This window comes from Megasphaera massiliensis, assembly GCF_036305205.1.
In the GTDB taxonomy this organism is placed as follows: domain Bacteria; phylum Bacillota; class Negativicutes; order Veillonellales; family Megasphaeraceae; genus Megasphaera; species Megasphaera massiliensis.
Genome location: NZ_JAXIXE010000036.1, coordinates 22,554 through 41,143, shown reverse-complemented (window position 1 = coordinate 41,143; position 18,590 = coordinate 22,554). Strand labels below are relative to the sequence as shown.

The following is an 18,590-nucleotide window of genomic DNA, read 5'->3' as shown; positions in this document are numbered from 1 at the left end:
TCATGAGGCTCATCTCAAGGTCTGACGGATGGCACGACTTTCTTCAATGGTGACCTTCTTCCCCGCCGCATCCTTGGTGCCAACGGCGTATTCGATGGCGTCGGGAGCCACTTTTCGCAGGAAGATCATGTGGTTGTCGTCGTCGGACACATCGGCCTCATCGATGCGGCAGTTGACGTATTTTACGGCGTCCTGCGGCAGCTGTCCTTCCAAGGCCTGAGGCTCTGCTGTGTAATAGATTTCAAAATCTTCTTCATCGGCATAGCAGAACTCCGCCCAGTTCTGATAAGGCACGGCTTTTCCGATGCGCACGCAGAAATGCCCGTCCGTATCGATATCACCTAAGAAGTACGGGAACAAGGCTTCGCCGCTGTCATCGACGTTGTCATTGATGATTTTGATGTCCTTGCCGCCCTTACGACTGCGCAGGAGGCCAAAGGCGACGCCGGTCTTACCGGTCAGCTTCTGATCGAGTTTACCTCGGTCTTCAGTAGTTTTTTCTGTTGCGTTTTCTAATCTTTCGCCGGATTGTTCTTCTCTCAGGGCTTGGACAGCGTCCGCTACCGCTTCGACTACGGCTTCTTCTATTTCCGTCTTGCTGTCTGCCGTTTTTTCTTCTTCCATCCCCAAGGGCATATGGAGAACCAGTATCCCCTTGGCGTCTTTGCCGCCGGCATGACTCGAAATTTTCCGGGCTTCCTCAGCAATCCGGGCCTCAAAGAGTTCTTTGACGATAGGCGAACGGCAGGAATTGCCGGCCAATAAGATATGAAGGGTATCCGGCTCTTCGGTCTGATGTTTAAAGGCTGTCTTCCAAGCTTCAAAGAAGTTCGTGACGCCGCGAGAAATGAGGCGGCGGATGACGTCTTTTAAGCGATCGATGTCGACGGTGAGTTTGACTTTGACCCTATTTTGATTTTCTTCTCGTTCCCTCTGTTGGCCCTCATCGTCACTGTTTTGCTTGTCTCTTCGTCCTGCCGTTTTGTTACCGTCCGTAAACAGCAGCAGTGTCCACTCCTTGTCTTGCCAAGCCTTGATTTCTTCCGTTCGCTCTTCCCAAATGGGCCGCATGGCTTCGGCCAGGCATTTGCGGTTCATGAAAGAAATCTGCGTCGCTTCCCGCTCGGCCAAGATGAGGGTCTCCGTCCCCGCCGGGGCCGTGCAGCCATGAGGCAGGGCGATGGGGATAGCATTGTCGCGCATAAAGTCCAAGTTGGCACAGAAAACTTCGAAGGCCAGGACATTGAGCAGGTTTTCGCCTCCTAAATAGGGGTCGCCGCCGCGGCCAAACTGATGGAGCTCGAACTTATGGCGCCGCGGATTGGCCGACCGTTTTTCGATGCCGAAGTCAAAGTCCGTCGTGCCGCCGCCAAAGTCAAAGACGCCGTAAGCCGTCATCTCTCCCTGTTCAGCCGGTTCCAGTCCATAGGCTTGCAGGGCCGCTGCAGCATAGGCTGCCGGTTCGCTGGCCCCGGCATAGACGCGGAAGCGCCGCATGCAATTTTCGTCGGCCAAGATAGCCGGCGGCAGGGATTTTTTCAGACCCTTCTCGAAGCTTTTCAGCAACTGTGTACGAACAGCCAGGTCGTAGTTGACCGGGAAGGACAGGATGTAGTCCAAATAAATGCCATGGCGCATATTATTGATATAGAGGCCTAAGTAATAGGCGTAGATTTCGATGGGGTCAAGGGCTTCATCGTCTAATTCCAAGTAGGGATTGAGCTTCCATACCTTGCCCTTGCGGTCTTTGAGCAGCAGTCGCCGGTCTTTTTCATGGGCCCACTGTTTCAATTCGCTGAAGACGGCGTAATAGACGGAACTGTCCACATCCTGCTGAAGCAGGGCCTGTTCGGCCTGATGAGATACGGTCACGTCTTCCCAAGCCGTAAAGGGCCGGCCGTTCCGGCTGCGATAGGCCTTTTCAAAACTGTCTAAGTCGCGGAGTTCGACGACGGTCGGATTTTCATAATCCTTCTGCTCGACGGCCTTGGTAAAGTCACCGGTGCCGATGCGCAGGAGCCGTGTTCCCCCTTCTCCTCGGCAGACGACGACGGAACTCTTGGTGCCGAAGTCGATGGCACAGGTCCCGTTGGCCACGACATCGAGTTGAGGCGGCCGAGCCGTCCAGACCTGATTCGGCGGAAGAGGAACGGCAACCGCACCGTCTTCCGGAGCTTCAAAGAGTTCCCAGTGGCCCTTATTGATATCGGACAGGGTACTGTCGGCATAGGGTTCCAAATTGGCCCGCCGGTAGTCGCATTCCAGAAGCTGCTTCCGCAGCAAAGGCAAATCTATATCACTCTGACCTTTTCCTGGCTTAAGCCCCTCTTCCGATACTTCGCCCTTCCATTGAAAAACATTCTTCCGAAAACGGCCGTCACGGACGTCATCCATGAAGGCCTCTCTTCGGAAAAGAATGCGGTCGTTCGCCGAAATCCCATCAAGATAGGCGTCGAGGTCTTGATAGGATGACAAAAGCTGATGATAGGCGGTCTCTTCTTTCTCGGTAAGGCCTTCCGGTACGAGGCCCCTTTGCAGCCATGCCGACAACGTCTTGATCGGATTCAAGCCATCGCTGTCCCTGCCGTCCAAACGGGAAATCATGACCATGAATATAGATCGATCTGAATTATAGTCGATATTTCTGCGACGATCTAAGGTTGAATAAAACTTCATATGAGATGATAAATTGTAATTATAGTCATCAGCTATAAAAAACATTCGCCCCCAAGGTGCGGGGTTCGTTGGATAGTCAGCAATCCGCCCCTCTCTATCAATATAAGGATTTCCATTTTCCGAATTGAAAGTTTTAGAGGATTCTTCTGCTGATGCCAGGACAAACTCGATTCCGTCAACAGTCAATGTATTAGATTGGTAATCAAAATCTTTAACACCTTCATAGATATGTAATTTACCACTTCGTAACATCATTTCACAATGGGGCACAGTTACCTTATCGTGCTGGGGATAGAGGGCCGCCGTATCGCGGTCATACCAGACCCTTTTATTCTTCATCTTGACGAAGCGCTTATCAATTAATTTCCGGCAGGCTTGGAATACAAAATCGATTTTCTTTTCAATATCGTCACACCGGGTGAAGACGTCTTCCATAAAGGCGTCTTCGAAGTCCTGTTGGGACACGTGAATTTCACTGACTTGAGTCGGTCTTTGGTCAGACAGTTTTTCTGTCGTAGTCGTTTCTTGATTCGATACGTCCATGGAGTGCCTCCTTTATATCTTTACCTGGCTTTTGCAGACGATTTTGTCCGTAGATACATTGCGATACCCGGCCAGGAATACTTTCGACAGGCAGCCTTGAGACCTGCTGTCTCCGGTCAGGGCATGGCGGTCAATATCGTAAGGATCACCGACCTCTACGTCTTCGACGGCGTAGAGATTTTCCGACCGGCTCCGATTGACCAAGTCCAAACTGTAGCAGAACAGATTCCAAAGGATTTTCCCGGCAGCCTCGTCACGACTCTTCATGACTGCTTCCCGGGTCACATCCCACAGGGTCCGCAAAGACCGGTCCTGAGATAGGCCTACGATGAAGGCTTCAAAACCGGGGCGAGCCAACACGCCGTCCAAGAGGTCTTTATAATAGTCATCGACGTCTTGGTAGGCTTCATAGAGCTGCCAACCTTGGACAAAGCGTTGAGCCAATTCTTGTTCAGCCTGCTGTAAATCATCTTTTAAATCTTCTCGTTCTTCCCGGGTATGATCTAAATCTGCCGTAAGGGAGCTGATTGTTCCCTTAGCTTCACCCAGTCGTTCCTGCAAAAAGGTGATTTCAGCCTGAAGTTTAGAAACGATACGCCGCGCTTCTTCTACCTTATGATTCGATTCCTCCATTGCGCGGACGGCTTGATTCCGCAGCCGGTCAGATTCTTCCATAGCACGAAAGGCTTGTTCTTTTTCGCGGACAGCCTGTTTCAATTGGTCTGCCATAGCGTCCCGTTCCTGAACAGCCTGATTTCGTTCATACACGGCGGCGTCCCGTTCATTGATTGCCCGGTCTCGCTCAAGAACTGCGGCTTCCTTTTCCGCCGCGGCCTGCTGTGCCGCTTGTTTCCAAAGGTCTCTATCTTTTCGAGCCTCTTCCAATTTTTGTCGAAGTTCCTGCTTCTTAGAACTGAGTTCCTCTTTCTTTGCAATATAGACCGCTTCCTTCAGTGGTTCCAAAACCTTTAATGATGCCGGAACTTCCGGTGCTTCCGGGACTTCGTGAGCTTCCCCTTCTTCGGGCTGCCCTAGGGCAATCTGCCGAATCAAATCACGGATTTCTTCATCTTCCTGCAATAGTTTCACCAAGTCATCTCGATTTAAAATCAATCCCATAACCATACCTCCACTATATAATGATGTCATGAACTCATAAGTCACAACAACTATGCCATATCGTCATACATAGTATTATGTTACCATGAATAAAAAAAGAGTACAAGAAAGGCCTTTGTTATTTTCGACAAATATTACAAATTCACGAATTCTTTGCAACACGATAGTCTTGTCGCTGATTATAGTCTACCATATAGTATGGACAGATTGTGTCATAGCCATTGGTTTTATCCCATAAAATCACTCATTTTCAGACCATCTTTTCTCCTTTCCCATCATGACGAAACAAGGGGCTTCGGCACTTGTCAAACCGTCCCCTTTCGCTTATACTATACGAAAAAGGTTGTATTTAAATATGAATTATGAAGCTGAAAAGTAAAGGAGTCTTGCTCATGAAAAAATATGATGTCATCCTCATTGGGACCGGGTCGGCCAACATCATTGCCGACGCCGCCATTACCCAAGGGTTGTCCGTTGCCATTATCGAACGGGGCAGTTTCGGAGGCACCTGCCTGAACCGCGGCTGCATCCCGACTAAGGTCATGGTCACGGCAGCCAGCCGCATCCGTGAAATCCGCGAAGGCGGCCGCATCGGCGTCTTTGCCGACAATGCCCGCCTCGACTGGGATATTTTAGCCAAAAGACTCTGGGAAAAAATCGATGAAAGTAAATCCATCCAGGGCTACTACGACAAGTTCCCCAACGTCGACACTTACAACGGCACGGCAGCCTTCGTCGACAACCACACCTTGGACGTCACCTTAAATGACGGCACGGACGCAAAAATCCAGGGCGACAAGATTTTCATCGCCACCGGTGGCCGGACCAACATCCCCCGCATCGAGGGCCTCGAAGACGTCGGCTATCTGACGTCGGAATCCTTCTTCGGTGAATCCTTCCCCAAGACGCCTTATAAGAGCCTGATCATCATCGGCGGCGGCCCCATCGGCTGTGAATTTGCCCACGTCTTTGACGCAGCCGGCACGAAGATCACCATCGTCCAGCACAACGCCCGCCTGCTGCCGAAAGAAGACGAAGCCATTTCTGCCTTCATCCTCAAACAGTTCCGCCGCTACGGCATGGACGTCCGCTTAAAGCAGGACACGGTAAGCGTCACCGTCCGCGACGGCCTCAAAGTCCTCAAGATCCGCGACATCGACAGCGGTGAAGAAGCCGAAGTGGCTGCCGAAGAAATACTCGTCGCCCCGGGTATCAAGCCGACGACGGATCTCCTCCACCTCGAAAATACCGACGTCCGCCTCGATAAACGGGGCTACATCGAAACCAATGAGTTCCTGGAAACGACGGCTGACGGCATCTGGGCCCTCGGCGACATCAACGGCATGGCCCCCTTCCGCCACAAAGCCAATTACGAAGCCGAAATCATTGCCCACAACCTCTTCTCAGGCAATGAACCGGAAAACTGGCGCTGGGCCAGCTACGACATCATCCCGGCCGTCACCTACACCTATCCCGAAGTGGCTCAAGTCGGCCTGAGCGAAGAAAATGCCAAAAAGAAGGGCTACGACGTCGAAACGGCCATTAACCACTACTCGGCTTCGGCCAAGGGCTACGCCATGGGCTTTGAACCGGGACAAGACGACGACGGTTTCATCAAATTAGTCGTCGACAAAAAGACGAAATTCATCCTCGGCGCCCACATCATCGGCCCTGAAGCATCGATCCTCATTCAGCCTTTCATCAACAACCTCATGAGCGGCGAACACACCATTCAGCCCGTCCACGAAGACATCGCTTCGGACACGGCCAAGAAACTGCGGGCCCTGCCCTTGACGCGGACCCTGACGCCGAAATCGGTCTACACCTTCAGCGAAACCATGACCCCTCACCCGTCTCTCTCGGAAGTCGTCATGTGGACTCGCTACTATTACGAAGGCAAGTAACTCCTCCTTCCCATATAACAGCATACGAAAAAAAGACTCTATGAAATTTCATAGAGTCCTTTTTCATGTCAAAATCAAATCTACTTGGTCGCCAGGGCAATGCGGACCAAGGTCAGCAGCCCTGCCTTCGGTCAAAGCGCCGACCGTCTCTGCAGAGCATCGGGATTATCACCAATCCTTCAAAAGTATCGATGCCGGCTTGCTTATAAGGTTTCTAACATAGAGCCGCGCACTTCAGCCGATTTCCAAGGAATCAAGGCCGCATGGCCCTTCGTATGGTCATGAACGGTATTGATCCAGGGAATTTCCTGATTGGCTTTAGCCCGGAGCAAAGGACTCGTCGTCCCGGCCCGGCAAAAAGCCTTGTTAATGACCCACCAATGGCAGTGAAGTTCCGTCCGTTTCAAGTCATCTTCAAGTCGCTGCGCTTCGTAGACCGGCGTCGCTTCCGGCAGGGTGACGATGACCACTTCCGTATCGTCACTTTTAAGGCGCGGCAGTAAGTGCTGTACCGACGGCGGCGTCACGCCGCGAGTCCGGCGGATTTCTTTATCGTAGTTTTCCGTCGATTCCAAGAGCAGCAGGGTGTGACCGGTCGGCGCCGTATCGATGACGACGATTTGGTCACCGCCTCGGTCGACGATGTCGGCAAAGGCATGGAAGACGGCGATTTCCTGGGTACAAGGCGAGCGCAAGTCTTCTTCGATGTAGGCCAAATCAGCGGTTCCTAAACCGTTGGCTTTGGCTTCGTCCAACACGGCCTTCCGATACTGCTGTAAGGCCGCGCCTTCATCGATGCGGCTTATGGTCAGGCCTGCCGTCTGTTCGACGATGTCGCCTACATGGGCTGCCGGATCGGTCGTCGTCAGATGGACGCGGTGGCCGCGCCGAGCCAGTTCCATGGCAATGGCCGCCGCAACGGTCGTCTTACCCACGCCGCCCTTGCCCATGGTAAAGATGATCTTGCGACCCTTTTGTTCTAAGTCATCAATGACCGACGAAAGAGAGCTGACCTTTTTCATCTCGTCAGCGTTCCCTTTCTCTTCGGCCATTTCTCCCTTGAGCAGGGCCCGTACATGGTCGAGACCGGTCACGTTGTACGAACGCAGGGGGATTTCAAAAATCGGCAGGGCCGGGAGCAGTTCCGGAATGGATTTTAATGCCGACGCCTGCTTTTCATAGAGGCTGCGGGTAAGGTCATCGTCCCAAGCCGTAAGTTTACCGTTGATGACGATAACTTGATTTGAAATGCCCAGGGCCGCCAATTCTGCCGAGGCTCGACCGGCTTCTTTTAGAGGCAGCAGGTCCGGTCTGGCCACGAGGAGCATCGTCGTCGCCGTCTCGTCAGCCAAGGTTTCCACGGCTTTTTTATATACTTCTTTTTTTGACTCCAAGCCGGCCAGCTGCCCCAGGCAGGACGCGCCGTGCTTGCTCTTTTGAATGAATTGGCTCCACGCCGACGGCAGCTGCAGCATCCGCAGTGTATGGCCGGTCGGCGCCGTATCGAAGATGATGTGATCATAATTTTTACTGATCTCGCCATCGGTCAGGAAGCGAGTAAATTCATTGAAGGCCGCAATTTCGACGGTACAAGAGCCGGATAACTGCTCTTCCATATTGCGCAGGGCCGCTTCCGGTAAGAGACCGCGATACGGACCGACGACGCTCTCCCGATAGGCAGCTGCCGCCTGAATGGGGTCTAAGTTGGCGACCGACAGATTGGCCGCTTCCGGAATGGGCGTAGCCTCATCACTCAGATCCATGGAAAAGACGTCCTGCAGATTCGACGCCGGATCGGTACTGATGAGCAGCACCTTACGCCCGGCATCAGCTAAGGCAACTGCCGTCGCACAGGCAACGGATGTCTTGCCGACGCCTCCCTTCCCGGTCAAAAAGAGGTATTTCGTACGGACAACCTCTAAAGGATTATATAAGGTCATCATCATTCCCCCTTAGCAGCAGGAACTGCCGTCACCACAGCAGCAGGAGGAAGTATCGCTGCTCGTATCATCGCCGCAGCAAGAACCGGTATCGTCTCCGCAGCCGCAGGCTGACGAATCGCCGCCGTCAGCACAGGACGTATCCTGGCAGGCATCGGCAGCATCATTTAACAAGGCGACATCAAAGCCGAGAATATCGGCGAATTCCTCATTAGTCGGATAGCGGCCGGAATATTGAACGGCGCCGTCGACGAGGACCAAGGGCAGTTCTTCCGGACCGTGATTCTGAAGAAAATCGGTGACGGCCTTGGTCTGAACGAATTTCATAGGATCGTTCGACAAGTTATAGCGGCCGACGACGATGCCCTTCCCCTTCAAGGTTTCAAGCACGGCCGACAGGCGTAATAGTTCCGGATCAATAGACGGGCCGCAGAGACCGGTCGGGCAGCACATCGCTTGTTCAAAAATTTCCATCTGTTTCATGATAAAAGCCTCCTCAATAAATTTATACATTTACATCTATCAATATATGAGGTCGCAAAAACGGCCGGCTTCAGCAGCAGCGGTCCCTGTCATCGGGAGCCGCGTCACCGGAAGGTTTCATCAAATCGCCGATCATCTGCTGCAGGGCTTCCCCTTGGCGGGCATTCAGGGAATAATAGACCCACTTCCCCTCTCTGCGGCCGGTGACGAGATTGGCATCGCAGAGAATCTTCATATGGTGCGATAAGGTCGGCTGCGACAGATTCAGGTCTTCTAAGAGGACGCAGGCACAGCGTTCACCCTGGCGCAAGAGCGACAAAATGCGCAGCCGCTTTTCATCCCCTAAGGCTTTCAATACGCGAATCGCTTCCTTTTCTTCCATGACTCTCTCCCTTTCATATTGATATGTATCAATCTATGAACAGTATAATTCTCACATTGATATTTGTCAATCTATATACAAAAAAAGAAGCCATCCGTAAGGACAGCCTCTCTTTTGTTTTATGGTACAAACTTATTTGCTGACTAAGTCTTCTTCAACCTGAATATGAAGTTCATGCAGCTGTTTCAATGCAACCGTCGACGGAGCTTCGCTCATGGGGTCGATAGCGTTCTGCGTCTTCGGGAAGGCGATGACGTCACGGATGGACTTGCGTTTGAGCATGAGCATGATCATGCGGTCCAAGCCGAATGCCAGGCCGCCATGGGGCGGTGCACCGTATTCGAAGGCCCGGAGGAGGAAGCCGAATTTCTGTTCAGCTTCTTCCGGCGTAAGGCCGATAGCTTTAAAGACGCGCTGCTGGACGTCGGGCTGGTAAATACGGAGAGAACCGCCGCCGAGTTCGATGCCGTTGAGGACCAAATCATAGGCCTTGGCATAGACGTGACCCGGGTCGGTTTCGAGTTTATCCATATCTTCGTCGCGCATGGCCGTGAACGGATGATGCATGGCGACGTAGCGTTTTTCTTCTTCGCTGTATTCGAACATCGGGAAGTCGACAACCCAAGTGAAGGCGAATTGGTTTTCGTCGATGAGATTCATGCGGCGAGCCATTTCTTTACGCAGTTCGCCGAGAGCGGCTGCGACGACCTTCGGTTTGTCGGCGATCATGAGGACTAAGTCGCCCTTTTCAGCGCCGCAGGCTTTACCGATTTCAAGGAGTTTGTCTTCGCCGAAGAATTTCTTGATCTGCGATTTCAGGGTGCCGTCTTCGAGGAAGCCGATCCAAGCGAGACCTTTTGCACCGTAATGGCTGACGTATTCGACGAGGCCGTCCAGTTCGCGGCGAGGAATGTCGGCATCGCCTTTGACGTTGATGGCCTTAACCTGGCCGCCGTTATCGATGACGCTGCGGAAGACTTTGAAGTCCGTGTCTTTGACGAGTTCCGTTACGTCGGTAAATTTCATGTCGAAGCGCAGGTCCGGTTTGTCGGAGCCGTAGTTTTCCATGGCGTAGTCCCAGGTCATGCGGTGAATCGGGAGCTTGACGTCGTGACCCAGGGTTTCTTTGAAGATGTAGTGTACCATTTCTTCAACCAAGGTCAGGATTTCTTCCTGGTCCATGAAGGACATTTCCATGTCGAGCTGGGTGAATTCCGGCTGACGGTCGGCACGCAGGTCTTCGTCGCGGAAGCAGCGGGCAATCTGGTAATAACGGTCCATGCCGGAGATCATGAGCAGCTGTTTGAAGATCTGCGGCGACTGGGGCAGTGCGTAGAACTTGCCTTCGTTGACGCGGCTCGGTACGAGGTAGTCACGAGCGCCTTCAGGCGTGCTCTTGCACAGTTCCGGCGTTTCGATATCGATGAAGCCGTGGCCGTTCAAGAAGGTGCGCATGGCATGCTTTACTTTATGGCGCATGATGAGGTTGTTCTGCATTTCCGGACGGCGAAGGTCGAGGTAGCGGTATTTCAGGCGAATCTTTTCGTCGACGTCGATGTTGTCTTCAATGTAGAACGGCGGCGTCTTCGACGAGTTGAGAATGCGCAGTTCTTCGCAGCGGATTTCAATCGTGCCGGTCTTCATCTTGGGGTTGACCGTATCGGCGTCACGCATGCGGACGACGCCGCGGACGACGAGAACGTATTCCGTGCGGACCTGTTCTGCCTTATCGAAAGAAGCCTGTTCGTAGTCCGGAGAAGCGACGACCTGTACGATGCCCGTGCGGTCGCGGAGGTCGATGAAAATCAATCCGCCGTGGTCGCGGCGGCGTTCAACCCAGCCGGTCAAGACGACTTCTTTGCCCTTATCCGCTTCGCTTACTTCAGCGCAGTAGTGGGAGCGGTGTAAACCTTCCATTGTATCCATGAGTAAATCATCCCTTCTTGTGTGTTTCCATATATGCAACAATCCCATCAAGGGGAACGCTGACTTGTTCTTTGCTGGCCATATCGCGGACCATGGCGGCGCCGTTGGCCAATTCATCGTCACCGATGATGACCGTGTAATCGGCATTCAGTTTATTGGCCGACTTCATCTGGCCTTTCATGCTGCGGCCCAAGAGGTCGATTTCAGCATAGAAACCTTTTTGGCGCAGGGCCTGCTGGAGTTCAAAGGCCTTGGTCTTGGCCGCATCGCCGAGGGCGACGATGAATACCGGCTTTTTGGCATCCATCGGCGGCATGAGGCCTTGTTCCTTTAAGGTCAGGAGCAAGCGTTCCATGCCGATGGCAAAGCCGATGCCCGGCGTTGACGGACCGCCCACTTCTTCGATGAGGCCGTCGTAGCGGCCGCCGCCGCAGACCGTGCTCTGTGCGCCCAAGGGAGCGTACATGATTTCAAAGGCCGTATTGGTATAGTAGTCGAGGCCGCGGACCAGGCGCGGGTCGAGGGTAAAGGGAATGCCGATGGCCGTCAGATATTCCTGGACTTTGTGGAAGTGTTCCTTACATTCGTCGCAGAGATTATCCGTAATCAAAGGCACGCCCATTTTCATCATCTTTTCGCCGTCTTCTTTGCAGTCGAGGACGCGGAGCGGATTCTTTTCCAACCGCGAATTGCAGTCGTCGCAGAGCTGATCCTTCTTATCGGCGAAGAAATCGAGCAGTTTCTGGCGGTAAACGGGACGGCACTTCGGGCAGCCTACGGAATTGAGGTGCAGGACGAGATCCGTCAGTCCCAGTTCCCGGAAGAGCTGGAAGGCCATGGCGATGATTTCTGCATCGACGGCCGGATCCTTGGAGCCGATTTCTTCGACACCGAACTGGGTGAACTGGCGGTAGCGACCGGCCTGGGGACGGTCATGACGGAACATGGGCCCCATATAGTACAATTTATGGACCTGCGGTTCGCCGTAGAGCTTGTGCTCGAGAAAGGCCCGGACGACAGATGCCGTATTTTCCGGACGCAAGGTCATGCTGCGGCCGCCGCGGTCTTCAAAGGTATACATTTCTTTGGTAACGACGTCTGTCGTTTCCCCGATACCCCGTAAAAATAATTCGGTACTTTCAAACATAGGCGTACGGATTTCGCCAAAACCATAGAGCGAGCAGATCTGCCGGATTCTTGCTTCCAGCCACTGCCATTCCGCCGTCTGTTCCGGCAGGAAATCCTGCGTACCTCTCGGTGCAGTAATAGCCATTTTAAATATCCTCTCCTCCGTATACGATAGCACACAAACGGCGGCGCCGAGCCATTTTGTCGTCCAGCGCCTGAATGTATGTATTGACATCTTTCGGCATATATACTTTTTCCAGCGTATGACCGTCACGGCCGAGGAACTTCGTCGCCCCGCCCGGTCCGGCTGCCAAGACAGACTGCCGTTCTTCCATCATCTCGATATTATAAGCACTGACCGTGCCCGGCAGCGCGTAGCCGACATTGGCAAAGCTGGCGGCCATGTATTTCTGGCGGTACATATAATAAGGGACGTAGCCTCCGCCTGCCAAAACAGACTGACAAAGGCTGACCATACGGCCCGTCACGTCAGCCGGCGGAATTTTTTCCCGCAGGTCGTGATGGAATAGAGGTGCCCGTTTTTTTAATGCTAACGTATGAATTGTAACATTTTCCGGGTGCAGTTTGCAAACTATTTCCATATTTTCCTGCATATCCCCTACGGTTTGCCCCGGAAGTCCGGCGATAAAGTCCATGTTGATGACGGAAAATCCGACCTTGCGGCACGACTCATACATGGTATAAATATCGTCTACACTGTGGCGGCGTCCCAAGGCGTCGAGGAGGTGCTGCTGCATCGTCTGGGGATTGACGCTGATGCGATTGACGCCGCAGTCCTTGAGCATGGTAAGGACGTCTTCTTCAGCCGTGTCAGGCCGCCCGGCTTCGACAGTCCATTCACGGACGCTCGGGAAATTTCGGGCCAACCGCTCCATGAGGGGCTTCAAAACCCATGGGGGCAGGCAGGTCGGCGTTCCGCCGCCGACGTAAAGGGACGTCACATCGAGGTCGTAGTCCCGGCAAAGGGCTGCCAAGTCATCGAAGTCGCGCAGCATGGCGTCGCGAAAAGCCGTAAGGCCGTCCTCCCCTTCCCCGCCGATGAGGCGTGACGGAAAGGAGCAGTACAGGCAGTGACTGGGGCAGTACGGGATGCCGACGTAGAGGGCAATCTTCCGGCCGCGGTCGGTCACATAGGGACGCTGGAGACTTGCCATGGCGACGAGGTCTTTCGCCGTCTTATCGGCCACGTCATAGTCGTCGGTCAGCACCTTTTCGGCACCCTTTTCATCAAAGCCTTGGTCAAAGAGATGGTGAACGAGTTTGGTCGGCCGCACGCCGATGAGGGTTCCCCACGGACCGGGGCCGTGACCGGTAAAACGCTGGTGCCAGTGAATAAGGCAGTCTTTGACGATCTTTCGCGGATCGTCTTTCGACAAGAGCCCGATTTCAGACGACCACGACTGCCCTTCCTCCGTAAAGGTACAGCCGACATAAAGATGGCTGCCATCGTCCCTTAAGGTGATGGCAGCTCCGACGTCGCGGCTTTCCCGACCGCCGACATAGCCCAGGGAGGCCATGACCTGGCCGATGAGGGAATGCAGGCTTTCGGGACCGCAGTACGTATAGGTCTTTACAGACATCTTATTCCGCTTCTTTCGCAGCCGCTTCCGCTTCTGCTTCGGCGTCGCGCTTCTTCTGGCATTCTTCGCAATAGCCGTAGACCTTGAGCTGGTGGTCGACGGTATGGAAGTGAAGCTGTTTTTCCAAAATCGTTTCCAGCGTTTCCAGAAGGTCGTCTTCGCATTCCCACACTTTTCCGCAGCCGAGGCAGATGAGGTGGTGATGGTAATGGCCTTCATTGTCGCGGTCGTTCAATTCGTAACGGCTGCAACCGTCGTCGAAGTCGAGCTTTTTGAGGAGGTCCATCTGAGTGAATAAATCAAGGGTCCGATAGACCGTCGCCAAACCGATATCGGGGGCCTTCTTTTTGACCAGTTCAAAGACTTCTTCGGCGCTCATATGGCGGATCGGGCTTTCGACGAAGGTCCTAAGGATGATCTGACGCTGGGAGGTCATCTTATATTTCTTGAATTTAATCTTGTCTTTCATGCGTTTCATCATGGTATCCATGATTTCTTTTTTATTGGTTTCCATTTTTATTCATCGCCTTTTCTCTATAGGTATTGTAAAACCACAGATGTTTGCAGAGAATCTGTAAAACTGCCGTCACCGGGACGGTAAGGATCATGCCGGCTATGCCAAAGAGGGTCCCGCCGATGAGCAGGGCTATGACAATGACCACGGGATGGAGTTTGATAACGGCACCCATGACCTGGGGCATGATGAGGTGGCTGTCGATCTGTTGAATGACGACGTAGAAGATGAGAACCTTCAAGGCCAGGGACAGGTCTATTAACGCCCCCAAGAGGATAGCCGGTGCCGCGCCGACGATCGGCCCGACGATGGGTATCCATTCGGTGATGGCCGCCAAGAGGGCGATGACCATCGGATAGGGCACGCCCAGGACCCACATGCCGATAAAGGTCAGGACGGCAATGATGCAGCTCATGAGAATCTGGCCGCGGATGTAACGGCTCAGGACGTGCTGGATTTCCAGAAAGAGGGACGCCAAGTGGTCGCGGTAGCCTGCCGGAAAGATGCCGACAAAGGTCCGGACCATGCGGCTGCCGTCTTTCATGAAGTAGAAGGTAATGATGGGTACGACGAAGAATTCGACGACCGTGCCGGCAATGACGAAGACCGACTGCAGGAGATTGGTAATGCCGTCGATACCGTAATTGCTGACCTTAGCGAAGGCATCGTTGATGATCCGCTTGACCTGGTCCGGAATGTAAAGCTGGGTCTGTTCATTTTCAAGCTGCATGACCAGATCTGCCGTCCGATTGACTAAGTTGCTGAAGTTGGCAGCCAACAAATTTGTCTGAACCACTAACGGCTTGACGATGATGTTGGTAATGACCGTCACCAGGAAAATAAAGACCACAAAGGAGATAAGGATGGCAATGCTCACCGGCATCTTGCGCCCTGTAAGGCGCAGGAACACTTTGATGATGCCATCGCGTATGGGCATAAGGATAAAGGTCAGAATGAGGGACACGATGGCCGGCCAGTAGATGGCATGGACCGTTAAAAACAGGGCCAATGCCAGGACAGCCAGGGTAACCCGCATCCAAAATTCTGCTTCCTTATAGGTAATCATGGCTTACCAGCCTCCATCCAAGAAGGGATTGCCCATCCGTTCGTCGCCGATCGTCGTCGCCGGGCCGTGGCCGGGCAGGACGACCGTATCGTCAGGAAGGGTCAAGAGTTTCTTTTCGATGCTGTCCAATAAGATATGGGACGAGCCGCCGTATAAATCGGTCCGGCCGACGGAATAGCGGAACAAGGTATCGCCGGAAAAGACGACGCCTTCTCCATAGAGGCTGAGTCCGCCCGGCGTATGGCCCGGTGTTTCCAGGACCTTGAAGCGCAGCGTTCCCAGGCTGATGACGTCGCCGTCTTTGGCTAAGTGATCGGCCGACGTGCATTCAATGGGCTGTCCCATGAACATGGACAGGTTGTGATGCGAATTAGAGATGAGCCCGGCATCGCCGGCACCGACGTAGACCGGTACGTTCTTGCGTTGGCGAAGCTCCTGTAAGGCTCCGATGTGGTCGGCATGACCATGGGTCAGGAAGATGAATTTCAGATCCAGCTCATAGCGGGACAGGGCCCGGTCGATGGCGTTGTAATCCCAGGCCGGATCGACGACCATCGCCTCTTTCGTGTCGCTGTCATAGACGACGTAGCAGTTGGTCATGATCGGTCCGAGTTCCATGCTGATATATTGCATACTCATGTCGATTCCTCCTTAAAAATGTTTCTGGCTGTCCAATAAAATGGTAACCGGCCCGTCGTTATCGAGGGATACGACCATATGGGTCCGAAAGCGACCCGTCGCTGCCTCTACGCCAAAGGCGCGGACAGCTTCGACGAATCGGGTGTATAAGGCTTCGGCTTGTTCCGGTTTGGCAGCTTCTGTATAACTCGGGCGGCGGCCGTGGCGGGCATCTCCATAGAGGGTAAACTGAGAGATGACCAGCATGTCACCGCCTTTATCGAGAAGGGAGTCGTTCAGTTTCCCCGCTTCATCTTCAAAGATCCGCAGGTGAACGATCTTATCGGCCAGGTACAGGGCGTCCTTTTCAGTATCTTCGACGGAAACGCCGAGGAGGACCGTAAGGCCTTCGGCCGCTTTTCCGACGAGGACGCCGTCTGAGGTGACCGATGATGTCAGCGTCTTTTGTACGACGGCTCTCATTGCATGCTTCCTCCTGTATAACGTTCTACGGCATAGACATCCTTCAAGCGGCGGATCTTGGTCGTAATGAATTCAAACTGAGCCAAGTCCTTGATGCTGATGCCCATGTGGATGACGACGTTTTTCGTATCGCTGGTCTTGGCATTGATGCTTAAGATGGAAATTTTCATTTCTGCCAGGGCGGCCATGATTTCGGCCATGATGCCCGTGCGGTCGTAGGCGACGATTTCCATGTTGACTTCAAAGCGTTCATCGCCTTCGTAATCCCACTCGACATCGATCAAGCGGTCGACGTCACTCTGGCCGTGGGTAACGTTGGGACAATCGGCCCGGTGGACCGACACGCCGCGGCCGCGGGTGATGAATCCGATGATGGGATCGCCCGGCACGGGGCTGCAGCATTTGGCAAGGCGCACGAGAAGACCCGGCTCCCCTTTTACCAAGATGCCCGTGCCGCTGTGTTTGACCGGCTTGCGGGGTTTCAGTTTTTCCAGCATGACCAGGCTGGTGTTCTGTTCTTCCTGCTTCTGCAAATCTTTCTTCTGCAGCTCCAGGAGCTTGATGAGGACCGTATTGACGGCAAAACCGCCGTAACCGACGGCCGCTGCCAAATCGTCTTCCGAGCCGGCGTTCATCTGCTTGGCTACCCGGCCCAGCCGTCCGCCGACGTTTAAGGTCTTCCAGTCGTGATTGAGGCGTTTGCATTCCCGCTCCAAAGCTTCGAGACCTTTTTCGATATTTTCCTCACGGTTTTCTTTCTTGAACCAGTTGCGGATCTTCGAACGGCTTTCAGAACTGCCGACGATATTGAGCCAGTCGAGGCTCGGTTTCCCCGTCTTAGATGTAATGATTTCAACGATATCGCCGTTTTTCAGACGGTAATCGAGGGGCACGATCTTGCCGTTGATCTTAGCGCCGACGCAGCGGTGGCCGACGTCGGTATGGATGCGGTAAGCAAAGTCGATGGGAATGGCCCCCTGGGGCAGGTCGATGACGTCACCTCGCGGAGAAAAGACGAAGACTTCGTCCGAAAAGGCATCGAGCTTTAAGGCGTTGACGAATTCCTGGGGGTTGCTCGTATCCTGCCATTCCAGGAGGTTGCGCAGCCAACCCATCTTTTCATCGAAGGCGTCCTTATTCGCCGTCTGGTTGCCTTCTTTATAGCGCCAATGGGCGGCGACGCCGTATTCGGCGATGTGGTGCATTTCCCAGGTGCGGATCTGGATTTCAACGGGCTGTCCCCGGGTCCCGATAACCGTCGTGTGCAGGGACTGGTAGTTATTGGGCTTAGGCATGGCGATGTAGTCTTTGAAGCGGTACGGCAAGGGTTTCCACAAACTGTGGACGATACCTAAGACGCCGTAGCAGTCCTTGACGTCGTCGACGATGACCCGGATGGCGAAGAGGTCATAGACCTGGCTCAAGTCGCGGTTATCTTTTTTCATTTTCTTATAAATGCTGTAAAAATGCTTGGGCCGGCCGTTGATTTCGCAGTGGATGTGTGCATCGTCGAGGGCTTTTCGCAGGACGTCGATGGCTTCGTTGACGATTTCTTCGCGGACGTGCCGCTTCTGTTTCATCTGATCGACGAGGTCGTAGTATTTATCCGGTTCAAGGTAGCGGAAGGACAGGTCTTCGAGCTCCCATTTGATGTTAAAAATACCCAGGCGATGCGCTAAGGGCGCGAAGATTTCCAGGGTTTCCTGGGCGATCCGCTTCTGCTTGTCGCTGCGCATATAGCGCAGGGTCCGCATATTGTGCAGGCGGTCGGCAAGCTTTATGACGACGACGCGGACGTCTTTGGCCATAGCCAAAAACATCTTGCGCATGCTGTTGAGCTGCTGATCTTCCTTCGTCCGGTAATTGAGACGGCTTAACTTGGTGACGCCGTCGACGAGGAAGGCGACTTCGCGGCCGAACTCCTGGCGCAGGTCTTCAAGGGTACAGGCTGTGTCTTCTACGACGTCATGGAGCAAGGCTGCCGTGATCGTCGTCGTATCTATTTTCATGTCGGCCAAAATTTGGGCCACCGCCAGGGGGTGCAGGATATAAGGTTCCCCACTGACGCGATGCTGTTCCTTATGGGCTTCTTCTGCCGCATGATATGCTTTCGTTACATCTTCGCAGTCTGCCTGTGGCAGGTACGAGTGTATCGTATCGATGAGGTGCCTGAATTCGGCATCTTGAATTCTTTCTCCCATAAAAAA

Annotated in this window: 14 protein-coding genes; 1 reads left to right on the top strand and 13 read right to left on the bottom strand. The window is 53.5% G+C overall.

Features of this window, described 5'->3' with window-relative positions; all coding sequences use genetic code 11:
- Nucleotides 1–9 precede the first annotated feature (9 nt).
- Nucleotides 10–3,219 (bottom strand): hypothetical protein, encoded by a 3,210-nt coding sequence (locus UCI88_RS07065; RefSeq protein WP_256179301.1) that lies wholly within the window; start codon nt 3,217–3,219, stop codon nt 10–12.
- 12 nt (nt 3,220–3,231) lie between these two features.
- Nucleotides 3,232–4,338, bottom strand: coding sequence for a hypothetical protein (locus UCI88_RS07060; RefSeq protein ID WP_256179302.1), 1,107 nt, complete (start codon nt 4,336–4,338; stop codon nt 3,232–3,234).
- Nucleotides 4,339–4,730: 392 nt separating this feature from the next.
- Between UCI88_RS07060 and UCI88_RS07055 the strand changes: the two genes are divergently transcribed.
- Complete coding sequence (locus UCI88_RS07055) at nt 4,731–6,242, top strand: dihydrolipoyl dehydrogenase family protein (protein WP_256179303.1); 1,512 nt, start codon at nt 4,731–4,733, stop codon at nt 6,240–6,242.
- A 203-nt stretch (nt 6,243–6,445) separates the two neighbouring features.
- On the opposite strand, the gene arsA is transcribed toward UCI88_RS07055, so the two are convergent.
- From arsA to UCI88_RS07000, 11 genes are all read right to left on the bottom strand, one after another.
- A complete protein-coding gene (gene arsA / locus UCI88_RS07050; protein WP_302357290.1) occupies nt 6,446–8,185 on the bottom strand; it encodes an arsenical pump-driving ATPase in 1,740 nt (579 codons plus the stop codon).
- A 9-nt stretch (nt 8,186–8,194) separates the two neighbouring features.
- Nucleotides 8,195–8,665, bottom strand: coding sequence for an arsenite efflux transporter metallochaperone ArsD (arsD, locus tag UCI88_RS07045; RefSeq protein ID WP_256179304.1), 471 nt, complete (start codon nt 8,663–8,665; stop codon nt 8,195–8,197).
- Nucleotides 8,666–8,735: 70 nt separating this feature from the next.
- On the bottom strand, nt 8,736–9,047 hold the full coding sequence (locus tag UCI88_RS07040; protein WP_065359910.1) for an ArsR/SmtB family transcription factor: 312 nt from the start codon (nt 9,045–9,047) through the stop codon (nt 8,736–8,738).
- A gap of 132 nt (nt 9,048–9,179) precedes the next feature.
- A complete protein-coding gene (aspS, locus tag UCI88_RS07035) occupies nt 9,180–10,973 on the bottom strand; it encodes an aspartate--tRNA ligase (RefSeq protein WP_044503621.1) in 1,794 nt (597 codons plus the stop codon).
- A 7-nt stretch (nt 10,974–10,980) separates the two neighbouring features.
- Nucleotides 10,981–12,246, bottom strand: coding sequence for a histidine--tRNA ligase (gene hisS, locus UCI88_RS07030; protein ID WP_044503620.1), 1,266 nt, complete (start codon nt 12,244–12,246; stop codon nt 10,981–10,983).
- Between the two features lies 1 nt (nt 12,247).
- Nucleotides 12,248–13,702 (bottom strand): coproporphyrinogen dehydrogenase HemZ, encoded by a 1,455-nt coding sequence (gene hemZ / locus UCI88_RS07025; RefSeq protein ID WP_302357289.1) that lies wholly within the window; start codon nt 13,700–13,702, stop codon nt 12,248–12,250.
- A gap of 1 nt (nt 13,703) precedes the next feature.
- Nucleotides 13,704–14,216: a Fur family transcriptional regulator gene (locus UCI88_RS07020; RefSeq protein WP_044503619.1), complete on the bottom strand. Its 513-nt coding sequence runs from the start codon at nt 14,214–14,216 to the stop codon at nt 13,704–13,706.
- The gene (locus tag UCI88_RS07015) at nt 14,203–15,282 is read right to left on the bottom strand and encodes an AI-2E family transporter (RefSeq protein WP_065359914.1); all 1,080 of its coding nucleotides are present in this window, start codon (nt 15,280–15,282) and stop codon (nt 14,203–14,205) included. The genes UCI88_RS07020 and UCI88_RS07015 overlap by 14 nt, the downstream gene beginning before the upstream one ends.
- 3 nt (nt 15,283–15,285) lie before the next feature.
- Nucleotides 15,286–15,921 (bottom strand): MBL fold metallo-hydrolase, encoded by a 636-nt coding sequence (locus UCI88_RS07010; protein WP_256179306.1) that lies wholly within the window; start codon nt 15,919–15,921, stop codon nt 15,286–15,288.
- Nucleotides 15,922–15,933: 12 nt separating this feature from the next.
- Nucleotides 15,934–16,383 carry a D-aminoacyl-tRNA deacylase gene (dtd, locus tag UCI88_RS07005; RefSeq protein WP_256179307.1) on the bottom strand — a complete coding sequence of 150 codons (450 nt, stop codon included), beginning with the start codon at nt 16,381–16,383 and terminating at the stop codon, nt 15,934–15,936.
- Complete coding sequence (locus UCI88_RS07000; RefSeq protein WP_044503615.1) at nt 16,380–18,584, bottom strand: RelA/SpoT family protein; 2,205 nt, start codon at nt 18,582–18,584, stop codon at nt 16,380–16,382. The genes dtd and UCI88_RS07000 overlap by 4 nt, the downstream gene beginning before the upstream one ends.
- Nucleotides 18,585–18,590: the final 6 nt, after the last annotated feature.

Coding starts and splice junctions, on each gene's coding strand:
- UCI88_RS07015 (WP_065359914.1), bottom strand. CDS start 15,282: ATGATTACCTATAAGGAAGCAGAATTTTGGATGCGGGTTACCCTGGCT.
- UCI88_RS07020 (WP_044503619.1), bottom strand. CDS start 14,216: ATGGAAACCAATAAAAAAGAAATCATGGATACCATGATGAAACGCATG.
- UCI88_RS07000 (WP_044503615.1), bottom strand. CDS start 18,584: ATGGGAGAAAGAATTCAAGATGCCGAATTCAGGCACCTCATCGATACG.
- hisS (WP_044503620.1), bottom strand. CDS start 12,246: ATGGCTATTACTGCACCGAGAGGTACGCAGGATTTCCTGCCGGAACAG.
- hemZ (WP_302357289.1), bottom strand. CDS start 13,702: ATGTCTGTAAAGACCTATACGTACTGCGGTCCCGAAAGCCTGCATTCC.
- UCI88_RS07065 (WP_256179301.1), bottom strand. CDS start 3,219: ATGGACGTATCGAATCAAGAAACGACTACGACAGAAAAACTGTCTGAC.
- arsA (WP_302357290.1), bottom strand. CDS start 8,185: ATGATGACCTTATATAATCCTTTAGAGGTTGTCCGTACGAAATACCTC.
- arsD (WP_256179304.1), bottom strand. CDS start 8,665: ATGAAACAGATGGAAATTTTTGAACAAGCGATGTGCTGCCCGACCGGT.
- aspS (WP_044503621.1), bottom strand. CDS start 10,973: ATGGATACAATGGAAGGTTTACACCGCTCCCACTACTGCGCTGAAGTA.
- UCI88_RS07060 (WP_256179302.1), bottom strand. CDS start 4,338: ATGGGATTGATTTTAAATCGAGATGACTTGGTGAAACTATTGCAGGAA.
- UCI88_RS07055 (WP_256179303.1), top strand. CDS start 4,731: ATGAAAAAATATGATGTCATCCTCATTGGGACCGGGTCGGCCAACATC.
- dtd (WP_256179307.1), bottom strand. CDS start 16,383: ATGAGAGCCGTCGTACAAAAGACGCTGACATCATCGGTCACCTCAGAC.
- UCI88_RS07010 (WP_256179306.1), bottom strand. CDS start 15,921: ATGAGTATGCAATATATCAGCATGGAACTCGGACCGATCATGACCAAC.
- UCI88_RS07040 (WP_065359910.1), bottom strand. CDS start 9,047: ATGGAAGAAAAGGAAGCGATTCGCGTATTGAAAGCCTTAGGGGATGAA.